Source organism: Pseudoalteromonas sp. McH1-7 (assembly GCF_013366255.1).
Taxonomy (GTDB): domain Bacteria; phylum Pseudomonadota; class Gammaproteobacteria; order Enterobacterales; family Alteromonadaceae; genus Pseudoalteromonas; species Pseudoalteromonas peptidolytica.
In genome coordinates this window covers 62,133-87,573 of the sequence record NZ_JABWPQ010000021.1, presented here as the reverse complement: position 1 = coordinate 87,573, position 25,441 = coordinate 62,133, and the positions used below count along the sequence as shown (strand labels likewise).

22 protein-coding genes and 1 riboswitch are annotated in these 25,441 nt (G+C 43.6%); of the genes, 11 read left to right on the top strand and 11 right to left on the bottom strand.

The window, feature by feature from the left end:
• Positions 1–190: 190 nt before the first annotated feature.
• Genes HUZ36_RS15380 through dapA form a run of 4 tightly spaced genes read right to left on the bottom strand, consistent with a single transcriptional unit; the run spans position 191 to position 4,147 of the window.
• The gene (locus HUZ36_RS15380; RefSeq protein WP_147389191.1) at positions 191–1,303 is read right to left on the bottom strand and encodes a succinylglutamate desuccinylase/aspartoacylase family protein; all 1,113 of its coding nucleotides are present in this window, start codon (positions 1,301–1,303) and stop codon (positions 191–193) included.
• 2 nt (positions 1,304–1,305) lie between these two features.
• Positions 1,306–2,511: a PLP-dependent decarboxylase gene (locus HUZ36_RS15375; RefSeq protein WP_176033312.1), complete on the bottom strand. Its 1,206-nt coding sequence runs from the start codon at positions 2,509–2,511 to the stop codon at positions 1,306–1,308.
• Complete coding sequence (locus HUZ36_RS15370; protein WP_176033311.1) at positions 2,511–3,251, bottom strand: 2,3,4,5-tetrahydropyridine-2,6-dicarboxylate N-succinyltransferase; 741 nt, start codon at positions 3,249–3,251, stop codon at positions 2,511–2,513. The genes HUZ36_RS15375 and HUZ36_RS15370 overlap by 1 nt, the downstream gene beginning before the upstream one ends.
• An 11-nt stretch (positions 3,252–3,262) precedes the next feature.
• Entirely contained in the window at positions 3,263–4,147 is an 885-nt protein-coding gene (gene dapA, locus HUZ36_RS15365; RefSeq protein ID WP_176033310.1) for a 4-hydroxy-tetrahydrodipicolinate synthase, read from the bottom strand.
• A 115-nt stretch (positions 4,148–4,262) separates the two neighbouring features.
• Positions 4,263–4,438, bottom strand: a riboswitch (Lysine riboswitch).
• 208 nt (positions 4,439–4,646) lie between these two features.
• Here dapA and HUZ36_RS15360 point away from each other — a divergent pair.
• Positions 4,647–6,338 carry a response regulator gene (locus tag HUZ36_RS15360; RefSeq protein WP_176033309.1) on the top strand — a complete coding sequence of 564 codons (1,692 nt, stop codon included), beginning with the start codon at positions 4,647–4,649 and terminating at the stop codon, positions 6,336–6,338.
• Positions 6,339–6,344: 6 nt separating this feature from the next.
• On the opposite strand, the gene HUZ36_RS15355 is transcribed toward HUZ36_RS15360, so the two are convergent.
• Both HUZ36_RS15355 and HUZ36_RS15350 read right to left on the bottom strand, forming a co-directional pair.
• A complete protein-coding gene (locus HUZ36_RS15355; RefSeq protein WP_147389187.1) occupies positions 6,345–6,962 on the bottom strand; it encodes a hypothetical protein in 618 nt (205 codons plus the stop codon).
• A gap of 158 nt (positions 6,963–7,120) precedes the next feature.
• A complete protein-coding gene (locus HUZ36_RS15350; RefSeq protein ID WP_176033308.1) occupies positions 7,121–7,996 on the bottom strand; it encodes a TraB/GumN family protein in 876 nt (291 codons plus the stop codon).
• A 524-nt stretch (positions 7,997–8,520) separates the two neighbouring features.
• On the opposite strand from HUZ36_RS15350, the gene ilvG reads away from it, so the two are divergent.
• From ilvG to can, 9 genes are all read left to right on the top strand, one after another.
• On the top strand, positions 8,521–10,182 hold the full coding sequence (gene ilvG, locus HUZ36_RS15345) for an acetolactate synthase 2 catalytic subunit (RefSeq protein WP_176033307.1): 1,662 nt from the start codon (positions 8,521–8,523) through the stop codon (positions 10,180–10,182).
• A complete protein-coding gene (gene ilvM, locus HUZ36_RS15340; RefSeq protein WP_125251500.1) occupies positions 10,179–10,421 on the top strand; it encodes an acetolactate synthase 2 small subunit in 243 nt (80 codons plus the stop codon). The genes ilvG and ilvM overlap by 4 nt, the downstream gene beginning before the upstream one ends.
• Before the next feature lie 25 nt (positions 10,422–10,446).
• Positions 10,447–11,370, top strand: coding sequence for a branched-chain amino acid transaminase (locus HUZ36_RS15335; RefSeq protein ID WP_125251501.1), 924 nt, complete (start codon positions 10,447–10,449; stop codon positions 11,368–11,370).
• A gap of 88 nt (positions 11,371–11,458) precedes the next feature.
• Positions 11,459–13,315 (top strand): dihydroxy-acid dehydratase, encoded by a 1,857-nt coding sequence (ilvD, locus tag HUZ36_RS15330; RefSeq protein ID WP_125251502.1) that lies wholly within the window; start codon positions 11,459–11,461, stop codon positions 13,313–13,315.
• A 2-nt stretch (positions 13,316–13,317) separates the two neighbouring features.
• A complete protein-coding gene (ilvA, locus tag HUZ36_RS15325) occupies positions 13,318–14,859 on the top strand; it encodes a threonine ammonia-lyase, biosynthetic (RefSeq protein WP_176033306.1) in 1,542 nt (513 codons plus the stop codon).
• A gap of 106 nt (positions 14,860–14,965) precedes the next feature.
• Positions 14,966–15,397, top strand: a complete 432-nt coding sequence (locus tag HUZ36_RS15320) for a hypothetical protein (RefSeq protein ID WP_176033305.1) — start codon at positions 14,966–14,968, stop codon at positions 15,395–15,397.
• A gap of 106 nt (positions 15,398–15,503) precedes the next feature.
• On the top strand, positions 15,504–16,556 hold the full coding sequence (locus HUZ36_RS15315; RefSeq protein WP_176033304.1) for an ABC transporter substrate-binding protein: 1,053 nt from the start codon (positions 15,504–15,506) through the stop codon (positions 16,554–16,556).
• 36 nt (positions 16,557–16,592) lie between these two features.
• The gene (locus HUZ36_RS15310; RefSeq protein ID WP_128730423.1) at positions 16,593–17,765 is read left to right on the top strand and encodes a methyltransferase; all 1,173 of its coding nucleotides are present in this window, start codon (positions 16,593–16,595) and stop codon (positions 17,763–17,765) included.
• 14 nt (positions 17,766–17,779) lie between these two features.
• Entirely contained in the window at positions 17,780–18,451 is a 672-nt protein-coding gene (gene can, locus HUZ36_RS15305; protein ID WP_176033303.1) for a carbonate dehydratase, read from the top strand.
• Between the two features lie 174 nt (positions 18,452–18,625).
• Here the strand turns inward: can and ubiK are convergent, their stop codons facing one another.
• Entirely contained in the window at positions 18,626–18,895 is a 270-nt protein-coding gene (gene ubiK, locus HUZ36_RS15300) for a ubiquinone biosynthesis accessory factor UbiK (protein WP_125251507.1), read from the bottom strand.
• Between the two features lie 194 nt (positions 18,896–19,089).
• Here ubiK and rep point away from each other — a divergent pair, with 194 nt between their 5' ends.
• On the top strand, positions 19,090–21,105 hold the full coding sequence (gene rep, locus HUZ36_RS15295) for a DNA helicase Rep (RefSeq protein WP_176033302.1): 2,016 nt from the start codon (positions 19,090–19,092) through the stop codon (positions 21,103–21,105).
• On the opposite strand, the gene HUZ36_RS15290 is transcribed toward rep, so the two are convergent.
• The 4 genes from HUZ36_RS15290 to elbB form a co-directional block, all read right to left on the bottom strand.
• On the bottom strand, positions 21,091–23,661 hold the full coding sequence (locus HUZ36_RS15290; RefSeq protein ID WP_176033301.1) for a bifunctional diguanylate cyclase/phosphodiesterase: 2,571 nt from the start codon (positions 23,659–23,661) through the stop codon (positions 21,091–21,093). The genes rep and HUZ36_RS15290 overlap by 15 nt on opposite strands.
• Before the next feature lie 54 nt (positions 23,662–23,715).
• Positions 23,716–23,838 carry a hypothetical protein gene (locus HUZ36_RS21875; protein WP_303246191.1) on the bottom strand — a complete coding sequence of 41 codons (123 nt, stop codon included), beginning with the start codon at positions 23,836–23,838 and terminating at the stop codon, positions 23,716–23,718.
• Between the two features lie 173 nt (positions 23,839–24,011).
• The gene (locus HUZ36_RS15285; protein WP_125251511.1) at positions 24,012–24,404 is read right to left on the bottom strand and encodes a c-type cytochrome; all 393 of its coding nucleotides are present in this window, start codon (positions 24,402–24,404) and stop codon (positions 24,012–24,014) included.
• 282 nt (positions 24,405–24,686) lie between these two features.
• Complete coding sequence (elbB, locus tag HUZ36_RS15280; RefSeq protein ID WP_147391116.1) at positions 24,687–25,337, bottom strand: isoprenoid biosynthesis glyoxalase ElbB; 651 nt, start codon at positions 25,335–25,337, stop codon at positions 24,687–24,689.
• Between the last annotated feature and the right edge of the window lie 104 nt (positions 25,338–25,441).

Sequence of the window (25,441 nt, the reverse complement as noted above, 5' to 3'; positions counted from 1 at the left end):
TGAATCAGTAAGGTCAACTATGCCCTGATAGCTAAAAACAGGTCTCGATAAAAAGGTGGCGGCGGCTGCCGCCATACCTTAGTAAGTGTTTACAGAAACAACCGAAAGAGCTAGATAATAGGTCAGTAAACATCTTTCTAACCTTTGATTGTTGCTATTTGACTTACTCTCACGCAATTGGTTACGTAAATTACAGTCGCTCAACTTGGGTAAAAAACTTGTATAGCTCTGTACCTTGGTTCACACTCGCAGAGGCAAAGTGCAAAATGGCAATTGCATCCTCGTCTAACTTGATTTCGTTCAAGGGCGTTTCCGATAAATAGCGTTCCATTCTTAATATCTTGGCAATTGTTTGCCCTGCTTTGATATGCTCTCCAAGTGTTGCTGTGTATTCGACCATACCACCCATCGGTGCGTAAAAAGTACGGTAGTTTTCTAATTGGCAAGTGTAACGAGCAATCTCTTTTGGCGCGAAGTGAGCACCATAAAAAGCTTGTTTATAATTGAGATAGCTGAGAATGCTGTTAGCATCATGCTGTGCTTCTGTCAGGTCAATTTTTTCTTGCGAGCCGAGTTCAACAGTAAATGCTTCAGTGAATACAGGGATGTTTCGTCCTTTTGCTTCATATGCTAATTTCAAGTGCCACCATGGACAAAAGCTTGCTTCATCCAAAGCCCCATCGAACTCGTTGGGAATAAGTAGCACATGTGGAATATCAAAATAGCGGGCACTTTCCTTGGCATATTCAGGGCAGTAAAGGTGTTTTGCTGAAATGGGGCCGGTATGTAGGTCTAATACTAGCTCGGCTTCATGAGCCAAGCGTTGCAAATTTAATGCAATGCGTTTTCCCGTGGTGAGTCTATCTAGCGGGGCGTCTAATTGTGCTGTTGTATGCTCCAGCAACACTTGGCGAAACTGCGGCTTTATTTGCTCTAACGGAAGATCAACATACTTTTCGACAAATTCATATGCCAAAGAGCTATGGTCTTGATACATTCGGTTCCAGTTGGTTCCAGTTATTGGATCGAAGCGACCCAAAGTAAACTCTCCCGACTTTTGATTACAACCGATGGGGTTTGCATAAGGTACTAGAGTAATATCGGCTGCTAGTGACAATGTTTTAAGTTGCTCAAGAAGTTGATAAATGACTGCATTACCTTGGACTTCTGCACCGTGCATATTGGCTTGGATATAAACCTTTGGGCCGTTACCATCGCCTTTGATGCGATATACAGGAATGGTTAACGGCAAGCCGTTCGCTATTTCACCAACTTGAATATTCTGTTGTGTAATTATGTTCATCTCTACCTCAAATAGCTGGATGCAGGTTGCGCTGCGCGAGCGCAGGTAACTTCACCGCCAGAGATCACAAACTCCGCTGGTAATTCGTGGCACAGAAAAAATGGCATGCTTTCAGTGTAACCATAGGCACCACATTGACTAAACACCAACCAATCACCATCTGCACTGTCACTGGGTAAAGCTAAAGTGCCTAACTTGTCCAGCGCAGTACAAAGTGGACCATGAATATGAAAATCAGCTGTGTTGGCATCAGACTGACGTAGCAGTTCAGCTGGGAATGCTTGTCCAGTAACTGCTGGACGTAATAAGTGGTTCACACCGCCCGCGACAATAAGTTGGTGAGCACCGTAATTCTGTTTTTGTTCAACCACTGGGTTGAGGTAAAAACCGCACTCGCCGACAGCATAGCGTCCTAATTCCATCCACAGCTCATCAACTTGAGTGGCGGATTTAATTGATGCGAGTGTATCTAGCAGCTTTGTCCAATTAAGTGCGGTGCTGTGCGCGTCATAAGGGATCCCAAGACCACCGCCTAGGTCGAGCACTTTAAGCGCTATCCCAAGTTCAGAAGCCAACTGTACTAAGGGTGACACCATGGCTTGCCAAAGTTCAGCTAGGGTATCGCTACAGAGCATATTGCCCCATTGGAAAATATGCAGACCGACAAAATCTAAATGGGTGTAATCACTTAAAGTTAAAGCTTGCCACTGTTCACTACCTAGGCCAAAAGGGGTCAATGTATTACCACCTAGTGGATTGTGTTGTGCTTTATCAAAACGTAACTGAACCCGTAACAACACATCAAATTGAAGGTCGAACTCACAGGCTACTTGATTTAACCATACAACTTGGTTGTGACTCTCTGCTACGAAGATGCGAACACCTTGGTTTGCAAAGTGGCGGATTTGCTTTAGTGATTTCGCCGGACCTGTGTTGAGCACGCGCGCTGGAGTGACACCTTGTGATAAAACCTGATCCAACTCGCCACTAGAGGCCACATCAAAGTTAAACCCAGCGTGATCTAGGGTTTTAATAATGTGAGACAGTGGGTTGGCTTTAACGGCATACCATAGCTTTACAACTTGTTGATCAACTAGCGGCTTTACATGTGCGCTGAGTTTATCTAAGTCGTAGCAGAAAAAAGGGGTATCTTGTTGCTGTACTAAGCTTTGTGCAACAGCTCGTTGTGACGTGCTCAACCAGCTCATTAGCGTAATACCTCTTCTAGTGCAAGTGACGCATCGCTTTGCTCATCACGGTACTTGACTATAAGTGCACAGGACATGCTTAAACCTTGTTGGCGCGCCCACTCACTAGAGGCTGGGCGAGAGCCTGGGATCACAATTGCATTTTCAGGGATCGCCTCGTCTTTATCTAGTAAACGCTCATTGACACAATCATAAACTGGAATACTGGCAGATAAACGAACACCTGGCGCTAAGACAGCACCACGCTTTACGACAACACCTTCAACTAATACACAGCCCGCACCAATAAAAGCATCATCTTCAACAACAACCGGGCTTGCACCAACAGGCTCTAAAACTCCACCAACTTGAACAGCAGCACTTAGGTGAACATTTTTACCAATTTGCGCGCATGAACCGACCAAAGCATGACTATCTATCATAGTGCCAGCGTCAATATATGCGCCAATATTTACATAAGCCGGTGGCATGATGATGGTGCCTGCAGCGACATACGCACCACGTCTTACGCTGCTTCCACCGGGTACCATGCGCACGCCATCTTGTGCTGCAAAACCGCGTGGCGCTAGGTTATCTTTGTCCACGAAACCACCTGGGAATTCCGTATTTACGCCATTTTTGAATGCTTCAAGGATCCCTTTTTTTACTTCTACATTTGCATGCCATTGACCTTGTTCGTCTTGTGTTGCCGCACGTACAGTGCCGTTTTCGAGGTTGTTTAGTAGTGTTAACCAGCTCATGTTTTACTGCCTTAATTCCAAGATAAAATTGTTTCGTTGGCGCGTGTCAGCGCATCTGTGTGAGTAAGTTCTAAATGTGTCAAAGGAGGGCGTAGGTTTGGGCTTGTCAGCTTTCCTTGTAAATGCATCAAGACCTTAACCGGAATAGGGTTTGCCACTGCAAATAAGCTGTTCGCAGCTTTCGACCATGTAGTGAATAAATTAGGGGACGTGCCACTAAGAGAGCGCTTTACAAATTCGGCTGTTTGTTGCGGCCAAGCATTCGCAGCGACAGACACCAAGCCAGTTGCTCCCGCTTGGGCAAAGTAAGGCATTAAGCTATCATCACCGCTGTAGATTGCGACATTTGGGGCTGCTTGGCGAAATGCTTCGAAAGTTGCGATATTGCCGCTAGCTTCTTTGAGTGCCCAAAGGTTTGGGTGATTTGCAAGTTCCCCTAATAATTCAGGGGCGATGGCAACGGCACTTCGCCCTGGTACATTGTAGAGCATACATGGCACGTTGCTCTCGTTTAAGAGGGAATTAAACCAATGTGCAAGTCCCACTTTACCGGGTTTGGCATAAATTGGTGAGCCGAGTAACAAAGCATCAATGGGCTGTGTGTTGCAAAACTGCACCCACTGTATTTGTTGTTCAAGGTTGCTGCCACCCACTGCGACCATTAATGGTACGCAAGGCGCAAGTTGGCAAACAAACTCTACGATTTTTTGTTGCTCTGGCTGAGTAAGCGCAAGCCCTTCGCCGGTACTCCCAAGTAACAGAATACCATTTTGTGCCTGCTCTTGATCCCGTACAAGGGTCGTCAACGCGCTAAAATCGATCTGATTTTCAGCATCAAAAGGCGTAACTAAAGCCGTCCATAATGGATAGTCAGATAAGTTGAATTGTAATTTCATCTCTACCGAACTTAAATCATGTTCGTAGTAAGGAGGGTGTCCAAACTTCGAACCGTTAAAATTCGAAGAGCAATGGACTTAAAAAGGATAAGGCAGCCTGTGGCCTTATTTTTCTAAGACCAGAAGCTCTCCACCAAGTGTGTTGGTGACAGTCGCTGGGATTCAGCCCAGTCGCCCGAAACAGAGAATAGCAAAGTTGTCTGTTTCTCGGCGTGTATTCCCCTTACTAAGCTGCAACGGAGTTTGCTCTCCTTCACTTAGTTACCTGAATAACGCACCTCTTCCAGCCCTAATACCATTTGGTCTTAATATCTATTCGATTTAATTAAGCACCATTGGTATAAGTTTGACGCTTTGGCATCAAACTGCATAAATAGGGTGAGCTCGCATTGAAACATTTTGGCCGTCTAGGTGTCAAGTATAGGACTGTAAATAATATGATTGTCCACTACACTGAATAAGCGTGGGCATTTTTTAAAGAGGGAACAAATATACCAATATGTCGTTAATACCTAACATGAAGTTTCGCTACATAGGGGCGCTGTTGGCTATGGCTTTATTGCTGTCGATGGCCATGGTAGTGATGCAATACCTCCTCCACCAGCAGAGCCAGGATGCTCGAGTGATCAATCTTGCTGGTATGCAGCGGATGTTATCTCAACGGATTGCACTGTTCAGTTCGATAGATTCGCCGCAAGGGTTGGAGACGCTCAGATTAGCTATTGATGACTTTGAAGGTAACCATCACTTTTTAACAGAAAAAGAGGGGGGTCAGTATCACCACTTAAATGAGTCGCTTGAGTCACTGTATTATGAAAACCCAATACAATTACATCAGCAGAGTCTTACGTTTATTACTTTGGCAAAACGCCACTTAAAACAGCCAAATACTCAGTTGTCAGAAGGCATACTTACATTATCACAGACTTTATTACCTAACTTAAACCAAGCGGTCTCTCTGTTTGAACATCAAGCTAAGTTAAACACCGAGCGGGTTAGAAAAATAGAGTTATTAATTTGGCTATTAGGGCTGACGGTTTTATTTATTGAGGCTAAATTTGTATTTCGCCCAATGACAAAAGAGATAACCGAAGCTTTTAGGCAGCTTGAAGCATCAAAAAAGCTCGCGGATGACGCGCTACAATCGAAATCGCGCTTTTTGGCTCGTGTTAGTCATGAACTACGAACTCCACTTCAAGCGCTCCATGGTTACTTGGATGAATTTATAAAAAGTGCAGATGCAAAACAATTGGAGCATGTAAAGAGTGCCGCTAATCAGTTAGATATTTTGCTTTACTCGGTAGAAGATTTCAATAGTTTATCTCAGCAAGATATTGTCATTGAGCGGCATCAAATACAGCTGCACGATGTGATAAAAACAGCTTGTATCTCGTTCCAACTGAGCGCACATAACAAGTCTCTCACGTTTAATTTAGCCCTTGGGAATGCGCTAAATATGGCTTGTTTCGGTGATGCAAAACGGATAGCTTGGCTCGTTGGAGAACTTGTAAACAATGCGATTAAATTTACCGAGCGTGGTGGTATTCAAGTGTTTGCAGATATTGTGATGACTCAAGAGGCGTCTTATCTTGAGTTTATTGTTGAAGATACAGGAGAGGGGTTTGATTATAAACGTCTACAGGAGTCAATGCGAACAGAGCATTTTCAGGGGTCGCAACTTGGACTACAACGCTGTCAGTTGCTAGTGTCCGCGCTGGGTGGACAGCTTAAATTTACAGCTCGAAAGCCATTTGGGACGAGAGCAGAGCTTCAGATCCCGGTAGAAGTTGATATCGAGAACGTGCGCTCAAGCAAGCGTGAAAAATTATCTACCAATGTTTTACTCGTTGAGGATAACTTAATCAACGCCAGAGTGATTGAAAAAATGCTGCAACCGATAGCTAAGCAAGTAACACATGCTGAACATGGTGAGCAAGCACTTGAAATATATCAGGTTGGAAAGTTTGATGTGGTACTGATGGATCTAAATATGCCAATCATGAATGGCTTTGAGGCGACAAGAAAGATCAGAGCAATCGACCCTATCATTCCTATTCTCGTTGTGACCGCAAATACCAATAGTGCAGACTTAGACAAAGTATATGAGTTGGGCGCAACGGCTCATTTGTATAAGCCGCTACAAACAGAAGTATTAACAGATAAACTCACCGCTATGCTTGATAAAAGATAATCTCTGCTATTTTTTTATCAGGCTGATATTGCCCACACCAACTTCAGCATCGATAGCATAGCGTCCAGCACCGGAATAATCAGTTTTTGATCCTACCATGCTTTTTTTCGCTGTGTTACTAGCGGGGTACCCTGACATAGATGTTTTACCCACACCTGAGTCTAACGAGACCTGTTTAAAGTCAGAGGCCATCGCGGCAACCTTTATTTTACCAACACCTACCTCCAGCTCGGCAGAATTATTAAGGGCATTTACTTCGATTTTTCCCACTCCAACCTCAATATCTAGAGCCACACTTTGCGGTACTTTTACGTGCCAAGAGAGTTCATAATCATCTGACGGTACTTCAAGAGAGAGCTTATCAGCATGGCTTTTACTGGTTAATTCGGCATCATTGACGTCAGGTGTGCTAAACCAGCTGTCAGAGTCCTTTGGTGCAACTAGGATCTCAACCTCAATGGTGTCACCATGATAAGTTTCTAGATCAACTTTACCCACCGCAACATCTATTCCGAGTTCAATTACATCGCTACCTGAAAATGATGCTGTAATTGTTTTTGTTTCGTTTGCGTGAGCAGTGATTGCTGCACTACTCACCAATAAAGCGCAGATGATTCTTTTCATTCTTTTTACCTTTAAGGAGTGTCTTTGTAAGGTAAGTCGCAGTGTCAGGTGAAAAGGTTTAAATAGATTTTAATTTTTTTGAAGGCTCGGTGCAGTGTTGTATCAACGAGCCTTGAAAGGTGACCTGCGCTTTGGCTCTTTGCCAAGTTATGGCCATATTAAAGCGGCGTTATGGTATAACCTTCAGCTTTTAGTTGAGCGATCAGTCCGTACTGCTCGACCAGGTGCAGAGCACCTACTGCGACAAATAAGGAGGTGTTCGGTAATTGCTCTTTGAGTATTTCAATCCAATTATTGTTACGTTCAATGATCATCAATTGTTCGGCTAATTGACCATATTTATCATCAGAGAAGCTCACATTGTAATAATGAGATAGCTTTTTCAAGTCGCCGGAACGCCATGCCGCGACTAAATCCAAAAAGTAAGTATTTAAGTCCGCCATCTGTGCAAACGTCTCTTTTAGCATGTCGTTGCTATGTACACTCAATTGACTAAACATCTCAAGCTGATATTCAAGCGTTTCAAATTCATCAACTGCAATATTGCTTTCATTTGCAAACGCGATAACCTGCTTGTCTATCCCATTTTTGTCCGTGAAACCTAACTTCTGATATTCCAGCTGTAGCATAGTCACCATAACAGCCCAGGGGGCATAACGTTCAAATAAAGCAATATCTATTTGTTTTGCTGCAAAATAGGCTTTCAGCTTGTTATAGACTTCGGGGCTTAGTTGAGACGCTAAGGTTTGATTGCCTTTTAGTAGCATAAAAGGTATGGAGCGTTGTTGGATTGCCAACTGAGATAAGGCTTCTAGGTTCACCTCAACCATCACTTTGTCACTGTTTTTGATAGCGGTTTTAACTTTGACTGGCAACCCTTGCATTTGTTTATCACCAACATGCACAGTTCCAAACAAGTAGGATGTTTTTTGGCCTTTTTCTACTTTCCAAAGGCCAACTTCTGCATTTGCAAAAGCACTAAAAAGGCTTAGGAAAAAACAAAAAAATATAAATGGAGAAAGGAATTTTACCACTTTGATCCCCTGTTGATTTTATTAAAAAGGTAGTCTGCGATATAGCCTAGCGAATGTCACTAAAAAAGAAATGGGCAAGAAGTATAGAAAATTTCATATTGCCAAAATAAGAAAGTAAATTTTTCGTTATCGTTAAGCAAAACCAATATAAAATTCTCAATTTAGTATTTGTTGCTTTTTTAATTCTGCTTATGGTGTTTTTGGGGTTTTTTTATGTTTTCAGTGTGCTTTTTTAAATTTAAATAGCATAGTTTTTTATGTTGACTTGGGTGCTGTTCGCGCGGTATTAATAGAAAAAGAGGCAACGCAGTGTTTATACCTAGTCGTTAGCAAAGTTAAATTTTCGGAATTCAAGCAATGTTACTAACAGCAACTCTACTAGTCGTGATTATCAGCGTGGTGATTATTATTACCGCGGGGGCTAGTTAGTGCTGTAAGAAAACCATCAGCATAAGCGCCCCCCGCACCACAAGGTTCGGGGGGCGTTTTCGTTTTAGGGCAAAAAAGGCAACTGAGAGCAGAACATGAGCAATTCAACAACCGGCGCACAACTTGTTATCAAGGTGCTAGAAGAGCAAGGCGTCAAACACGTATTTGGCTACCCAGGGGGAGCCATCATGCCAATTTACGACGCTTTGTACGGTGCGCCTGTTAAGCACTATTTGACTCGCCACGAACAAGGTGCCGGATTTGCTGCCGTCGGTTATGCGCGTAGTACCGGGAAGTTAGGGGTATGTTTTGCAACATCAGGCCCCGGAGCGACTAACCTTATCACTGCGCTTGCAGATGCGATGATGGATTCAGTGCCTTTACTTGCCATTACAGGCCAAGTGCCAACTGCTGCGATTGGATCGGATGCGTTTCAAGAAGTCGATGTACTAGGTATGTCCTTATCTTGTACAAAGCACAGTTACATGGTTGAACGCTCAGAAGACCTTGCAGAAGTGCTCCAAGAAGCCATGTACCTTGCCCAATCCGGTCGCCCAGGCCCAGTTTTAGTTGATATTCCAAAAGATATTCAGCTCGCAAATGTGCATTTTCATCCATTTGCAGCGCCACAAGATGAATGTCCAATGCTATCACAAGCCGAGGTAGGGAAAGCTAATCAATTACTATGTGAAGCAAAAAGGCCAGTTGCATACATCGGCGGTGGTGTGCAAAACGCTGATGCTCAGCTTCAGTTGATGCAGTTTTTAGAGAAAACACGGATGCCGGCAGTGTCGACTCTAAAAGCACTAGGCAGTGTTACACCTGATTATGACTTTGACCTTGGTATGTTGGGTATGCACGGCACTCAGGCTGCCAACTTAGCTGTACAGCAATGTGATTTATTGGTGTGTATCGGGGCTCGATTTGACGACCGCGTGACGGGGAATTTAGCAAAGTTTGCTGCTGGCGCTAAGGTGATCCACTTAGATATTGACCCTGCTGAAGTCGGTAAACGAAAACCAGCAGCTGCATCACTGATTGCTGATTTGAAGCAATCGCTACCACAGCTTGAGTGTGTGGTTACTAACACGCAATGGCTTGAAACAATTGCAACCCTGCAACGACAACATGCGTGGCGTTATGACTATCCCGGTGAAAAAGTTTTTGCCCCTTATTTACTAAATCAACTTAGCCAAAAGCTGCCAAAAACTGCAGTGGTATGTTGCGATGTTGGTCAACATCAAATGTGGGTGGCGCAGCACATGAAATTTAGCCATCCGAGTAACCACTTAAGTAGCGGTGGTGCGGGCACTATGGGATTTGGCCTGCCAGCGGCTATTGGCGCGCAAATAGCACGTCCAGATAACACAGTGATCACGGTATCTGGCGATGGCTCCATCATGATGAATATTCAAGAGCTGGCAACTATTCGTAGAAACAACTTACCCGTTAAAATTTTGATACTTGATAACCAAAGATTAGGTATGGTGAGGCAGTGGCAGCAGCTCTTTTTTGACGGTCGTTACAGCGAAACAGACTTGTCAGATAATCCAGATTTTGTCGCATTGGCTGCTGTGTTTGGTATTCCAGGGCAGACAATTACTCACGCCAGTCAAGTTGATGAGGCTGTGGATGCACTGGTCAGTGCGCAAGGCCCCTATATTCTTCACGCTTGTATTGATGATAAAGAAAACGTATGGCCACTCGTTCCTCCAGGTGCTGCCAATGATGAAATGATGACGGAGAACTTTTCATGAAACACCATTTAACCGTTGCAGTAAAACAACAGAGTATTGCGATAGAGCGCTTTTTACGAGTGGCTAGACATCGGGGATTTCGTCTTACTAATTTAGAGCTTCAAGGGCAAGATGACTTATTCCACGTCAAAATGACAGTAGATAGTGACAAACCTATCTATTTATTAACCTCACAACTGAGTAAGCTAGTAGAGGTGCAGGCAGTTGACTTGCACACACTACAGAAACAGGCAATTTAAAAGAATTAATTAAGGTAGTTAAACAATGACACAGACATCAGAACTTATTTGGCACAACGGTGAAATGGTTCCTTACTTTCAAGCAACCACTCATGTGCTTAGTCATGCTCTGCATTATGGCAGCTCAGTTTTTGAAGGGATCCGTGCTTATGACACGCCAAATGGCCCTGCGGTTTTTCGTTTAAACGATCATATCCAGCGTTTATTTGATTCTGCAAAAATCTACCGTATGGAGATCCCATATACAAAAGAGGAAGTAATTGCTGCGTGTAAAGAGACGATACGAGCAAACAACTTTACCAATGCGTATCTTCGTCCATTTGCCTTTTTAGGTCATGTAGGTCTTGGCTTGAATCCAAAATCACATCGCGCTGATATGACAGTTGCTGCAATGGAGTGGGGCGCGTACCTAGGTGAAGAGGGCTTAGCGCAAGGTGTGGATGTATGTGTGTCTTCGTGGAGTCGCTTGGCGCCAAATACCATGCCAACGGCAGCAAAAGCTGGTGGTAATTATCTGTCTTCTCAGCTTATTTCAGGCGAAGCGAAACGCAATGGTTATGCTGAAGGAATTGCGCTAGATGTGAATGGTTATCTCAGTGAAGGTGCGGGCGAAAACTTGTTTGTGGTGAAAAAAGGCGTGCTTTATACGCCACCCACGACAGCCTGTATCTTACCGGGCCTAACCCGTGACACTATTATTCATTTAGCTAAGCAGCGAGGTTATGAAGTGCGTGAAGAGGCGATTGCACGTGAAGCCCTGTATTTGGCGGATGAATTCTTTATGGTTGGAACCGCAGCTGAAGTTGTACCGGTTCGTAGCGTTGACAAAATCCCTGTCGGTAACGGCGGGCGTGGTCCAATCACAGAGGAACTGCAGCAAGCATACTTTGCACTTGTAAAGGGTGAGGCTGAAGACGAAAACGGCTGGTTAGAGTACGTAAACGATTAATCTTATTGCTTCAGGGTGATGCACCCTGAAGCAAAGCATTGTAAATTTTGGGAATGAGGAACTCGGAAAACCGAGCGTAAGGTGAGACATGGCTAAATTACGGAGTAAAACAACGACTGAAGGCAGGCAACGTGCGGGCGCCCGTGCGTTGTGGCGAGCAACAGGAATGACCGACAGTGACTTTCATAAACCTATAGTTGCAGTTGTAAATTCATATACCCAGTTTGTTCCGGGTCATGTTCACCTCAATCAACTCAGCGCATTGATGGCTGATGCGATAACAGAAGCAGGCGGCGTACCTCGTGAATTTAATACCATAGCAATTGACGATGGCATTGCCATGGGGCACGGCGGTATGCTGTATTCGCTGCCATCGAGAGACTTAATTGCTGATTCAGTCGAATACATGGTCAATGCCCATTGTGCTGATGCTATGGTCTGTATTTCTAACTGCGACAAGATCACCCCAGGTATGCTACTTGCCGCACTGCGGTTGAATATTCCGGTGATCTTTGTTTCCGGCGGCCCGATGGAAGCGGGTAAAACTCGCTTAGCGGATATCGATTTAAAGTTGGATCTTGTTGATGCCATGGTAAAAGGAGCGGATCCAACAGTCAGTGATGAGGAGTCTGAGCAAGTAGAGCGCTCTGCTTGCCCTACGTGCGGCTCATGCTCAGGTATGTTCACTGCAAACTCGATGAACTGCTTATTAGAAGCGCTGGGTTTAGCGTTGCCTGGTAATGGTACAACACTAGCGACACACAAAGACCGCCAACAGCTGTATTTGGGCGCAGCAAAGCGCATCATGGCTTTATGTGATGAATACTATGGCAAAGACAATGAGCAAGTGCTGCCACGCAATATTGCAAATCAAGCGGCATTTATGAATGCCATGACATTAGATATTGCGATGGGTGGATCATCCAATACGGTGCTGCATTTATTGGCGGCGGCACAAGAAGGTTTTGTCGACTTTGATATGAACGACATAGACCGTTTATCTCGCAGTACCCCATTTTTGTGTAAAGTGGCGCCAGCAACACAGCAATATCATATTGAAGATGTACACCGTGCAGGTGGCATTATGGCCATTCTAAACGAGCTTGCTAAAGGGGATAAATTAGACTTGTCGGTAGGGCATGTGGCTGGCGGAAATCTAGGTGAGGTTATTGCACGCTGGAATGCCGCAGACAGTAATAATGAACGGGCACAAACTTTCTATCGTGCGGGACCTGCTGGGATCCGTACTACTCAAGCAATGAGTCAAGCGTGTCGCTGGGACGAGCTAGATTTAGACCGTGAAGGCGGCTGTATTCGCTCTATCGAGCATGCCTTTAGACAAGACGGCGGCCTTGCCGTATTAAAAGGTAACTTAGCGCCTGACGGCTGTATCGTGAAAAGTGCAGGAGTGGCCGATGAAATGCTGCGCTTTACGGGGCCTGCTGTGGTATTCGAATCTCAAGACGATGCAGTCGAGGGGATACTGGGCGGCCAAGTTAAAAAAGGTGATGTAGTGATCATTCGTTACGAAGGGCCAAAAGGCGGCCCGGGTATGCAGGAAATGTTATACCCAACCAGTTACCTGAAGTCGATGGGTCTAGACAAAGACTGCGCTTTGCTCACCGATGGCCGCTTTTCTGGCGGTACTTCAGGGCTCTCTATTGGTCATGCGTCTCCAGAAGCTGCCAGTGGTGGTAATTTAGCGCTGGTTGAAAACGGCGATGTTGTCGCTATCGACATCTATAACCGCAGTATTGATGTAAAGCTGGATGAAACTGAGCTAGCACTGCGCCATGAAAAACAGCTGGCTCGTGGTAAAGATGCTTATAAGCCACTAAATAGAGAGCGCTATGTGAGTCCCGCATTGAAAGCTTATGCACTGCTTGCAACGAGTGCTGACAAAGGTGCTGTTCGTGACTTACAAAAACTTGAGGAGTTGAGCTAGCGATGGTTTCCCAAGAGCTTGATTACTTCAGAGCCATCATTCAAGCGAATGTGGCACCGCTCGTTGAGGTAACGCAAGTCAATCAATTAGAGCAAATGTCAGCCCAGCTTGGTAATCAGATTTGGCTAAAGAGAGAAGATCAACAACCGGTTTATTCTTTCAAATTACGTGGTGCGTACAACAAACTGCGTCAGTTGCCGAAAGGGTCTCGGGTGTATACCGCTTCAGCGGGTAATCATGCTCAAGGAGTTGCACTAAGTGCAACGCATTTAGGTCAGCATGCCACTATTGTAATGCCTGTGACTACGCCAGAAATTAAAGTGAATGCCGTGCGTAAACTTGGTGGTGAAGTGATTTTACATGGCCATCACTTTGATGCTGCAAAACAATATGCCTTGGAGTTGTGTGAAGCGCAAAGTGGTGTATTTGTTCCTCCATTTGATGATAAAGACGTGATCATTGGTCAAGGTACGGTAGCGCGAGAGCTTATTCAACAGCTTGATGAGTTGGATGTGGTATTTATACCGGTTGGTGGTGGTGGTCTACTCGCGGGTATGGCGGTGTATTTAAAATCACTGCGGCCAGACATTCGTATTGTTGGAGTAGAAGCTGATGACAGTGCTTGTCTTAAGGCTGCAATGGCAGCTGGCAAGCCTGTGGAATTAGAGAGGGTTGGTGGCTTCGCCGATGGTGTTGCAGTTAAGCTTATTGGTACTGAGACCTTCAGGCTGGCACAAAAGTTTTGTGATGAGGTGATCACAGTTAATGCCGATGAAATATGCGCTGCGGTGCAAGATATTTTTGTTGAAATAAGAGCAACTGCAGAGCCGTCTGGGGCGTTATCAACAGCAGGTTTAAAAAAGTGGCTGGCACAAACTGGTGAAAAAGGGTTAAGTGTTGCTGCAATCCTATCTGGAGCTAACCTGAATTTTGATAGGCTTAGATATATTGCTGAAAGAACAGCATTAGGCGCGAAGCATGAAGCATTGCTTGGCGTATCAATTCCTGAAGAAAAAGGTAGCTTCAAACGCTTTTGTCACTCTCTAGGTGGACGCGCAATCACTGAGTTTAACTATCGCTATGCTGGCTGTGGAGAAGCACAGATTTTTGTTGGCGTAGGTTTGAGAAATGGGCAAAGTGAGCTAGATGAACTGAGGGCTTCATTACATCAAAATGGGTATCAGTTTGATGACCTATCAGACAACGAGCTTGCGAAATTACATGTTAGATACATGGTAGGTGGAAAGCCTCCTGCGGTAATGAACGAGCGTCTATTACGATTTGAGTTTCCAGAATATCCAGGGGCGTTGGCGCGGTTTTTAGACATGCTAGGTAGTAACTGGAATATAACATTATTTCACTATCGAAATCACGGTGCAGCACAGGGTAATGTATTAGCAGCGTTTGAGGTAGAACCAAAGGATTATGAATGTTTTGATGCTCATTTAGCTAAGCTGGCGTATCAATTTCAAGAGGAAACACAGAACCCTTGCTTTGCACGCTTTTTATATGGTGAGCAGTTGCAAAAGCAAAAAGCAGGCTAGTGGGGTTATGTTTGGGCGCTTAGAGAATATTATTGCCAATTTAATTTCACAGAGCAATGAGAGGGCGCTTTGCCATCTCGAGGAGTTTATTTAGCGGGAGAGACGAGTGTTACAGTCTGGTAAAACTAAATCAAGATGGGCTGCATTAATAAAGAAGCTTGTGTTACTAGCAGGCCTTTACATAGTGCTAGTGACATGTTGGCCAGATTTTCAAAGTGGTATCTTCTTCTCTACAGCTTGCTTAATGCTGATGTTATCTATGGTATTAGGCGGTGACGGATATGGTAACCAAAGAGTGGAATCATTATTAACAAAGGTAGGCGATACACTGATCATCTCACATGGGATCGGAAAAGTAACCATACCGATAGCGCGTATAGAGTCTATTGCGATAGGCAAAAACTACTTGGGGCTGATAGAACAAAACAACGGTAATGGTTACGACATTACATGCACAGGAAGTCGCGACCAAATTCATCATCATATTAAAAATCTACTCGCAGAGCATTTTGAAAACTGTACTGTACATAGTATATAGCACTCACTTTCCTTAAGCTGTTTTTGAAATCGCGGCTATTGCTATGGCAAGCTTCTGCCCATCGACTATAGTTAGCCATTATTCTCGCACAAGAAATAAGGACATAATGTCTAAGTATTTTGCAGTGTTATTGCTTCTTATCTTCAGTACCCAAATACAGGCATTAGAGAAGGTAACGCTTCAGTTGAAGTGGACACATCAGTTCCAGTTTGCTGGATACTATATGGCAAAAGAAAAGGGCTTTTATCAAGAAGAAGGGCTTGACGTTATCATCGTCCCCGCTGATCCGAACAACCCTAATGTTGACTTTCGTGTGCTATACGGACAAGCGCAATTTGGTGTGTTTCACTCTGGTTTACTAAAACAACGCCTTGAAGGAAAACCTTTTGTGGCGCTGGCTGCATTATTACAATCCTCTCCTTACTGTTGGATGGTTAAAGCGCAAAGCGGGATATATGTCCCACGTGATTTTCAAGGAAAGCGCATCAGCCACCTTGGGCATACTGAAAATGGTGAGTTGCTGATGATGTTGCAACGAGCTGGTGTAAATACCGACAGCATGTTGCTCTATTCAGGCAAGAAACCCTTTGATGATTTCATCGCTGGAAAGTTTGATGCGATGCAGGTTTATAGCACAAACGAACCTTATCAGGCACAGCAATTGGGCGTGGCGACTCGAGAAATTTGCCCTAAACAGTTTGGTTTAAATGTCTACGCAGACGTGCTATTTACGACCGAAGCAATGTTACGCGATCGTCCGCAGCAGGTAATGCGATTTCGTCGTGCCAGTCTCAAAGGTTGGCGATATGCGATGCTCCATTTAGAAGAGTCGCTTGCCGTTACCAAAGCGAACTATGCAACCCATAAGTCACTCGCACAATTGGCTTATGAAGCAGAGAAGCTCAAAGATTTTATTAGGGTTTCGGGTATCCCTATCGGAAAAATGTCAGCTGCAAAGTGGCTGTGGATAGCACAGCTGTATCATTTGGATGTAAGCCAATTTCACGAACATAAGGCTGATTTTATTTACTCAGAAGTCAAGCAAGATCCGGCCTCATCATCTTGGGTGTTAATAATTGCCGCTGTTTTAACCTTAGTTTGTATTCCCATGTATATTCAGCTCATCTTTTCTCGGAAAAATAAGTCACATTTACGCTAGAATAAGCATATTGTATTGCTGGTGGTTGTAACTACTGTGGACTTAAGTACGCGTTTTCTACGTTTAGATAAATTATTATTTGATACTCGTCAGTATTGGCAGATCGTTGCATTTGAGCATTTAGCCATACCTTGGCCTGAGCTTGAGTCTACGTTACTGCAACTTAGCGATCAGGCAGTACATGAGTTAGACAACAACGAGCAAGCGCATCGTGATTTCTTCAAAAGTACTATCCCTGAACTGGAGCAATTACATACCCTTTGTATGCTGCCCAAGATTGAAGGTCATCGAGATGCACTGCCATTTTGGCTAAGTAATGGAATTAAAGGGCGTAAGCTTGAGCAGCTACAAGACTTTGTTGCTGCTATAAACGAAACCAAGTCTGCTGTGCTTGAATGGTGTGCTGGTAAAGGGCACTTAGGGCGTATGCTTGCCTACCATGGTGCGCCTGAAGTCAATAGTATTGAGCTACAACAAGATTTATGTCGTCAAGGAGAGGAGAGTGCAAAACGGCAGAATCTAAACCTTCACTTTCATTGTGCTGATGTACTCAAAGATGATATTCATCACCATTTTGTTGAAAATCGCCATGGTATTGCATTACATGCTTGTGGTGAATTACACCGTGTATTTATCCGCCAAGCTGTTGATAATGGAATGAAAAAGCTATCGCTTTCTCCTTGCTGCTATCACCTTTTTACACCACAACAGTATGAAGCGATGAGCGTAGAAGCTAGCGCCAGTGCGCTGAACTTATCTCATCATGATATGAAGCTAGCATTACAAGAAACCGTCACCGCACCGGGCAGAGTCGCGGCAGTTCGCAAAAAAGAAGTGAGTTGGCGACTGGGTTTTGATGCGTTGAGAAGAGAGTTGGACGGTAGTGATAACTATGTCTCGGTTCCCTCTGTGAATAAAGCCATTTTTTCAGGAACGTTTGATGAGTTTTGTTACTGGGCGGCAGAGCAAAAACAAATCATCTTACCTGCAAGCATCGACTTTGAAAGGTATGAGCGAATTGGCCGCCAGAGAAAGCAAGTTACTGACAGAGTTGAGTTGGTTCGTCATTTGTTCCGCCGTGCTATTGAAATATGGTTAGTGCTAGATAGAGCTTTATATTTACAAGCATCGGGGTATGATGTTGAGCTTAGTACTTTTTGCGAAAAGTCACTCACCCCAAGGAATATTTTGATACAGGCTGAACGTTAGCCGGAGAACCACTAATGTGTAATTCTAGTTCGAGCCCGCTGAGCCATTTGCTCAATAGCAATAAGCAATGGGCAGAGCGCACAAATGCCAGTGACCCTGAATTTTTTAAAAAGTTGTCGCAGCAGCAAAACCCTGATTATCTCTGGATAGGGTGCTCAGATTCTCGAGTACCGGCCAACGAAATTGTTGATTTAATGCCCGGTGAACTATTTGTTCACCGTAATGTTGCAAATGTAGTGGTACATACTGATCATAATTGTTTATCGGTAATGCAGTATGCAGTAGAAGTACTTAAAGTCGATCATATTATGGTAGTTGGCCACTATGGTTGCGGTGGTGTTCAAGCGGTGCTAGACAATGCAAAGTTTGGACTAATTGACAACTGGCTTCGTCATGTTGCTGATGTCAAAGAGAAGCATCAGGCAATTATTGAGCGCATAGCTGATGAGCAACAATGCGCAGCATTATGTGAACTTAATGTGGTGGAGCAAGTGCGCAATGTTTGTCAGAGCAACATTGTGCAGGATGCGTGGTTACGTGGTCAAACACTGACCGTACACGGTTGGGTATATGGCCTTGCTGATGGATTATTAAATGAGGTTGTTGGTGCAGTGGCTGACAGTGAGCAGCTATCTTTGTGCTATGAAAAGTCGTTACTCGGTGTGAATCAACGCTATTGCTCTTAAACTGCAAGCGAACAACGGATGTCTATGATATTAGCGTCAGGCTATACAGGTTGCAGCACTAATATCCTGCGTCCACAAAACCTTGATGTTATATCAACAATTAAGGCTAATTGGTATTAAACACCAGACAATGAGATGGCAGCAAAACACCAACGCAGTGCTGCCAGTACGGTATTACTCGTGAGAGTCTGTTTGCTTGTCAGCCAGTTGCGCTTCAAGCTGTGCTACTTTTTCTTCGAGCTCTACTAGCTTTTCACGGGTGCGGATCAATACTTTGCTTTGAATATCGAATTCTTCTCTGCTGACGAAGTCCATCTCTGATAGTTTACTTTGAATAGCTTGCTTGGTTCTGGCTTCAAACGTTTCGGCAAGGCTCTTAACACCTTGTGGCATATTGCTTGAAATCTGTTTGGCAATCTCTTCAATTTTGGCTGGGTTAATCATTTTCTTACCTTAGCTTGCGAGTCAGTATACATGTACCATCTTACCTTATGCACGAGAGGTCGAAAAGGTTCGCTTCATAGTTTTACATTGATACGGTAAACTAGCGCGCTTAGTTTATAAGAATTCCTCAACCCCTCTGCACTCAAAGTTGTAACCAAAAGTGCGTCAAGCGAGAAGATAACCGGATTAGTTGCATGAAGCTCAACCCAAAACAAGACGAAGCAGTAAAGTATATTAGTGGCCCATGCCTTGTGTTAGCGGGGGCAGGCTCTGGTAAAACCCGTGTTATTACCAATAAAATTGCCTACTTAGTACAACAGTGTGAATACAAAGCGAGAAATATCGCTGCGGTCACCTTTACCAACAAAGCCGCCAAAGAAATGCGTGAACGTGTAGCGCAAACATTAGGCAAACAAGAAGCTAAAGGGCTGTGGGTTTCGACTTTTCATACATTGGGTCTGGAGATCATCAAAAAAGAGGTTAAAACCTTAGGCTACAAGCCAGGCTTTTCTTTGTTTGATGATCAAGATACCAACCAGTTGTTAAGTGAACTGACTGAAAAAGAGCTGGAGCGTGACAAAGATCTGCTTAACTTGCTAAAAATGCAAATTGGTAATTGGAAAAATGAACTGATCTTACCCGAACGTGCTATTCGAGAAGCTCGAGAGCCTCAAAAAGCGCTGTTCGCTCAGTTGTATGCCCGTTACCAGACTCAGCTTCGTGCATATAACGCACTAGACTTTGACGATCTCATCATGATCCCAACATTGCTGCTGAATCAGTCGGTTGATGTTAGAGAGCGTTGGCAGCAGCGTTTTCGTTATTTATTAGTCGACGAATATCAGGATACCAATACCAGCCAATATCAGCTGGTAAAGCGCTTAGTGGGGGAGCGTGCTCGCTTCACTGTGGTAGGTGATGATGACCAATCGATTTACTCATGGCGTGGTGCTAAACCACAAAACCTAGTACTACTAAGTAAAGATTTTCCTGGTTTAAGGCTGATTAAATTAGAACAAAACTACCGTAGTGCTGGACGGATCTTAAAAGCAGCTAATATTCTAATCGCGAATAACCCACACGAGTTTGATAAGCAACTATTTAGTGAACTAGGGTACGGTGATCCTATTCGGGTGATTGCTACCCGTGACGAAGAGCACGAAGCTGAGCGAGTAGTAGCTGAAATTATTTCGCATAAATTTATGAAGCGCACGAGCTATCGGGACTATGCTTTGCTTTATCGCGGAAACCACCAAGCTCGGGTATTTGAGAAAGCTTTAATGACCAACCGTATCCCTTATAAAATCAGTGGTGGTATGTCGTTTTTTGCTCGCAGTGAAATCAAAGACATCATGGCATATTTACGATTCTTGGTAAATCAAGATGATGACAATGCGTTTTTGCGTATAGTTAATACACCAAGACGTGAGATTGGCCCGGTGACTTTAGAAAAGCTTGGCAGTTTTGCCAATGAACGTCATATTAGTTTATTTGAAGCATGCTTTGAGTCTGAACTTTTAGAGCGTATGACGGGACGAGGGCTAAAGGCCTTAATGGGATTTGCTCGTTGGGTAGTTGAGCTTTCTGATAGAGCCACTCGGGGTGATACTTTGGAAGCCGTTAAAGATATGATCCGAGAAATCAACTACGAGGCTTATCTATACGAATCATCCCCAAGTGCTAAAGCGGCAGAGATGAGGATGAAAAATGTCTCGGAATTATATCGCTGGATCAGTGATATGCTAACAGGGGATGCAGATAATCCGGCGATGACCTTGCCAGAGGTTGTTAGTAAACTGACGCTGAGGGATATGCTTGAGCGCAATGAGGAAGAGGATGATTCTGATGCCGTGCAGCTGTTAACGTTACATGCTTCTAAAGGATTAGAATACCCACACGTGTTTATGGTTGGCATGGAAGAAGGCCTGTTACCTCATCAAACTAGTATCGATGAAGACAATGTTGAAGAAGAAAGGCGTTTGGCTTATGTAGGGATCACTCGTGCTCAGCAAACGTTAACGTTGACTTATACAAAAAGTCGCCGTCAATTTGGTGAGCAGATCACTCCTGAGTTGAGCCGCTTTGTGCAAGAGTTACCTCAAGACGATCTGCAAATTGAAGGTAAAAAGCCTGTGGCGACACAGGCAGAACGAATGGAAAAAGGAAAATCTAACGTGGCGAATCTACGCGCTATGTTAAGAAGGGATTGATTCGTTATCAAAAGTGGGGATAAAGGCGCATGTTTCTTGCCCTTTATCTAAAGCTTGTTGCTTGCCAAAAAACAGCTGCAAGCCATGCTTTTCTAACAAACTTCTGAAATTTAATATTGCAGGTCCGCGAGCAATGACTTTAATGCCTTTTACTTGGGTAACGGCCAAAATGCCCTGCAATTGAACCTCATAGCTCGTTTGCTGAAGTACACGTTTACTAAAGGTAGAGCTAAGTAGAACATAGGTAAAGTCAATTTGGCTGATCAGGGTAAGATCGCAACGATCTTTGCCAAAGTTATTTAACCCGATAGGGATCCCCATTTCAGCCAACGACTTTAAGTTTAAAATTTGCTGACTAGAAGCAAAACGAATTTCACTTTCTTCAAACAATAAGCAAAGTGCGTTACCTTCAGTGACTAACTGTTGCTTTAGTACATCAAAATGGTTGTTTTCCAACAACATGGTTGAACAGTTAAATAAAATGTCGTCATTCCGACAAGCCGCAACATCTTGAGCTTTTTTAAGTAATTGCAATTCGATCTCAAGGTGTTGGGGTTTTTCAGCTGCAAACTTCTTTAGAATATCAAAGCTTGTGCTACCTAGTACTGGGTGTTCACCAAAAGCCTCGATAAATCCGATGGGCTCTGCACTGTCAGACCAGTTGACTATCTCGGTATAGCGAAAATGTGTTGGTAGCTTATCAAGGTGGTGCTGATCATGTTGTTTCTGAGCGCTAGAGCTGGCACTGAGTAGCGGATGATAAAACTCGTAGCGGCCACGACCGGCATTCTTTGCGTAATACATTGCAGCATCTGCATCTCGAATAATTTCATCGGTATTGCGATATAGCTTGTTACTATACGTTATGCCGATACTTGCACCGCTTTGCATACATACGCCTTTGAGGCAAAATGGCTGTTGCATTACCTTGATTATCCGTTTCGCCACGTCTTCTGCTTGTTGGCGATCGGTTAGATGATCAAGTAAAACCACAAATTCATCACCAGCTAGTCTGGCTAGCAAATCATGTTCACGAATACACTCTGAGAATGATTGTGATACCCAAACCAAAAACTGATCGCCAGCCTGATGACCAAGTTCATCATTAATATCTTTAAACTTGTCTAAATCAATAAACAGCACAGCAAAGTTATCTTCAGGATAGCGGTGATGTTTCTTCAATGTTTTTTCAAGTTGGGTTAAAAATAGGCTGCGGTTTGGTAGACCGGTAAGTGAGTCGTGGTGGGCGTCGTGATATAGCTGCTGCTCTATTTTTTTGCGCTCTTCCATTTGCATTTGTAAATGCAAATTCGTTTGCTGTAATTCTTTGGTCTTCTCTGCAACGCGATGTTCGAGTTGCTGGTGACTGATCTTTAATGCCTGATTTGCTAAATGAGTCTGTAATACCGATGCAATCTGATTTGATACAAACGAAATTAGCTCAACATCGTCATAGTCAAATTCATATTTATGATCATACGCTTGGCATGCTATTAAGCCAATAACGCCAGTGGCGGTTTTTAATGGAGCACCGAGCCAACTTGTCGCGGCTAAATTATGGTTGTATCCCGCTGGTCGCTCTACAACCCCCTCCATCGCGAGAGCTTTGGCTCGAGTGCAGTCGATCAGTTGACTTTGCTCCGTGCGAATAACCAGCTCGCTATATCCTTTTGCAAAAGATCTGGTTTTATAGCGAGTTTTTTCATCAACACTATAGGGGAAGGTTAGCCATTGTTCTTCTTTATTATAAAGCGCGATATACAAGTTATCGGCAAAGGTAATTGACCGGATAATGTCATGAACCTGTTTATAAACATCATCGATATCAGAAAACTGAGTTGCCAGTTCTGATATTTGAAACAAGATCTGCTGCCTTTCTAGCGCACGTTTACGATTATCAATTTCCTTGTTCAGCGCTTCATTGCTTTGCATTAACGCGCGAGTGCGTATCTTAACTTCTGACTCGAGTAATTCGCGTTTTTTGACTCTCTCGATTGCAGTCGCTAGGTATAGCGACATCACTTCAAGCAGCTCAACTTGATGCTCACTGTATGACTGTTCAGCCTCATAGCTTTGTGACACCATGACACCAATAATCGCACCATCGCGATATATTGGCACCCCTACCCAATGTTCTGCTTGGCTACCAAGGATTTTGAACTCACCAGCTTTTGCTCGCGACAACATCTCTTCTTTGGTGAGGTAAACTGTTGTGCCAGTTTTAAAAACATGACCTGTAACGCCATCTTTGAAGTGATGTGCCTCATGTAAGGGAATAGCCACAGCATCTTTTTCATCTACAAAGTAAGAAAGTTCAAGTGCTTGTGTAAAGCGGTTTTGTAATACCACATAGAAGCTCTTGCTTGGTAGATATTGAGAAAGAATATTATGAATTGCGGGGTACAACAGGGTTAACTCAGCAACAGTACTTGCCTGTTCTGATAATTGAATTAATGTGTATTGAAGTTGAGACTTTCTTTTATATTTTTCTAGTAAAGACTCTAATCTTGCGGCTCGTCGAGATAGTCTCTTAACCTGTTGTTGTGGCTCTTCCAATGATGAAAACCGGTTCTTATTTTTGTTTAATTATTGAGCTTAATAATTTCACTTTTAACCTAAGTGGTCAAGTGCAATTTTCTCATTCCTACAAGCTTGTTTTGTGGCTTGATCTGTCATACCAATTAGCATTAATACTTGCTCAATTTGAAGGAGTAAATCTGACGCTAACTGCATTAAAAATTTCTTATTCAGCACAACTAAATAGCAAGTTTTTCACGCCTTAAAATCGATCACTTAATTAGGGTAATTGATATAGATCGTCATGATGTTTTAGAGAAAAAGTGCAGCGACAAAGGCTGCACTTTTTTAACGTATTTTCAGTTACCATGACAGCGACGAGCTAATACCTAGTTTTTTGTCATAAACTCGATAGCTGCTGCGATTTCATCATCAGAACAGTCCATACAAGTACCACGAGGTGGCATTGCATTAAACCCATTAATCGCATGGTCTAGTAATACTTCAGAACCTTTGGCTAGACGTGCAGCCCAGTCATCAGCTGTTTTAGGAGCACCTAGCGCGCCAGTACCGTGACAAGCAAAGCAAGAAGCTTGGTAAACTTGTTCGCCTGAGCGAGGGCCAGTTGGTACCGCTGCTGCTGCACTTTCAGCACCAGCTAAATATACTGAACCGATTGGCTGAAGGCGTTGTTTAATCGCTTCTTCAGTTAAAGAATTGTCATATGGTTGCGCAACTGCGGCTGTTGATAGCAATAAAAGTGCTGCTGAAAGTTTTTTCATTTACCTTGCTCACTTCGTTTGAACGTGTTCAATCACGATGATGGATGACGGAATTATTGCGATTATAACGCCACCTGTTCATTTATAAAACGTAAACTTGAGTATAAATGGTTAAAACCATTAATTTATTGCGTTAGGGCAAGCTTTTTGCCCAAATTCGTAGAACCACAGCCAAGTTTTGTGGTTGTCACGAATACGCTTTAAGTAAGATACGCAATTTACCTAAGAATGGATTAGAGCCTGCTAACTTGGATAAGTCTGACAGACTCGTAAATTTCTATATTAAGCCATTTCTACTAACTTTGAGATGGCTTTTTCAATTCCAGAAGCTGCCTCTAGCACCGAGGATGCCAACATATACGCTGGTGTTGATATCACTTTTTCACCTTCATCAACTACGATGTCAGATACTGTACACTCAACATGCTTTGCTCCTAACGTATTAATAGCAGCTGCGGTATCAACATCAGAGCCTATGGTTGCAAGCGTACCTGGTGCATGAATATGTGGGATGAGCGCCGGTGCAATACATAAATATGCTATTGGTTTTTGTTGGCTGTTAAACGCACGACATACGATTTTTATACTTTCTAAAATCGTTGATTCGGCACCTTTAAAAGCGAAATCAGACAGGTTTTTCGCGACCCCAAAGCCGCCAGGTATGACAAGTGCATCAAATTCATCTGCATTGAGAGTCTCCAAGTCTGCTATTTCTCCACGCGCGATACGTGCAGCTTCCACTAGTACATTACGACGTTCTTCTTGTGTCTCGCCTGTTAAGTGGTTGATCACATGGAACTGATCAATATTAGGTGCAAAACACTGGTAGCTTGCTCCTACTTTTTCTAGATTAAGTAAGGTTAGTACCGATTCATGGATCTCTGCACCGTCAAATACACCACAGCCACTAAAAATTACTGCTACTTTTTTCATTCATTTCTCCTTCTAACGTCTTGTTGCGCGCGCTATATACATAAAAAGAATTATGGCCTAATTAAAAAATTATAAAGGATCTTCTATGATCTTTGATCATTTGT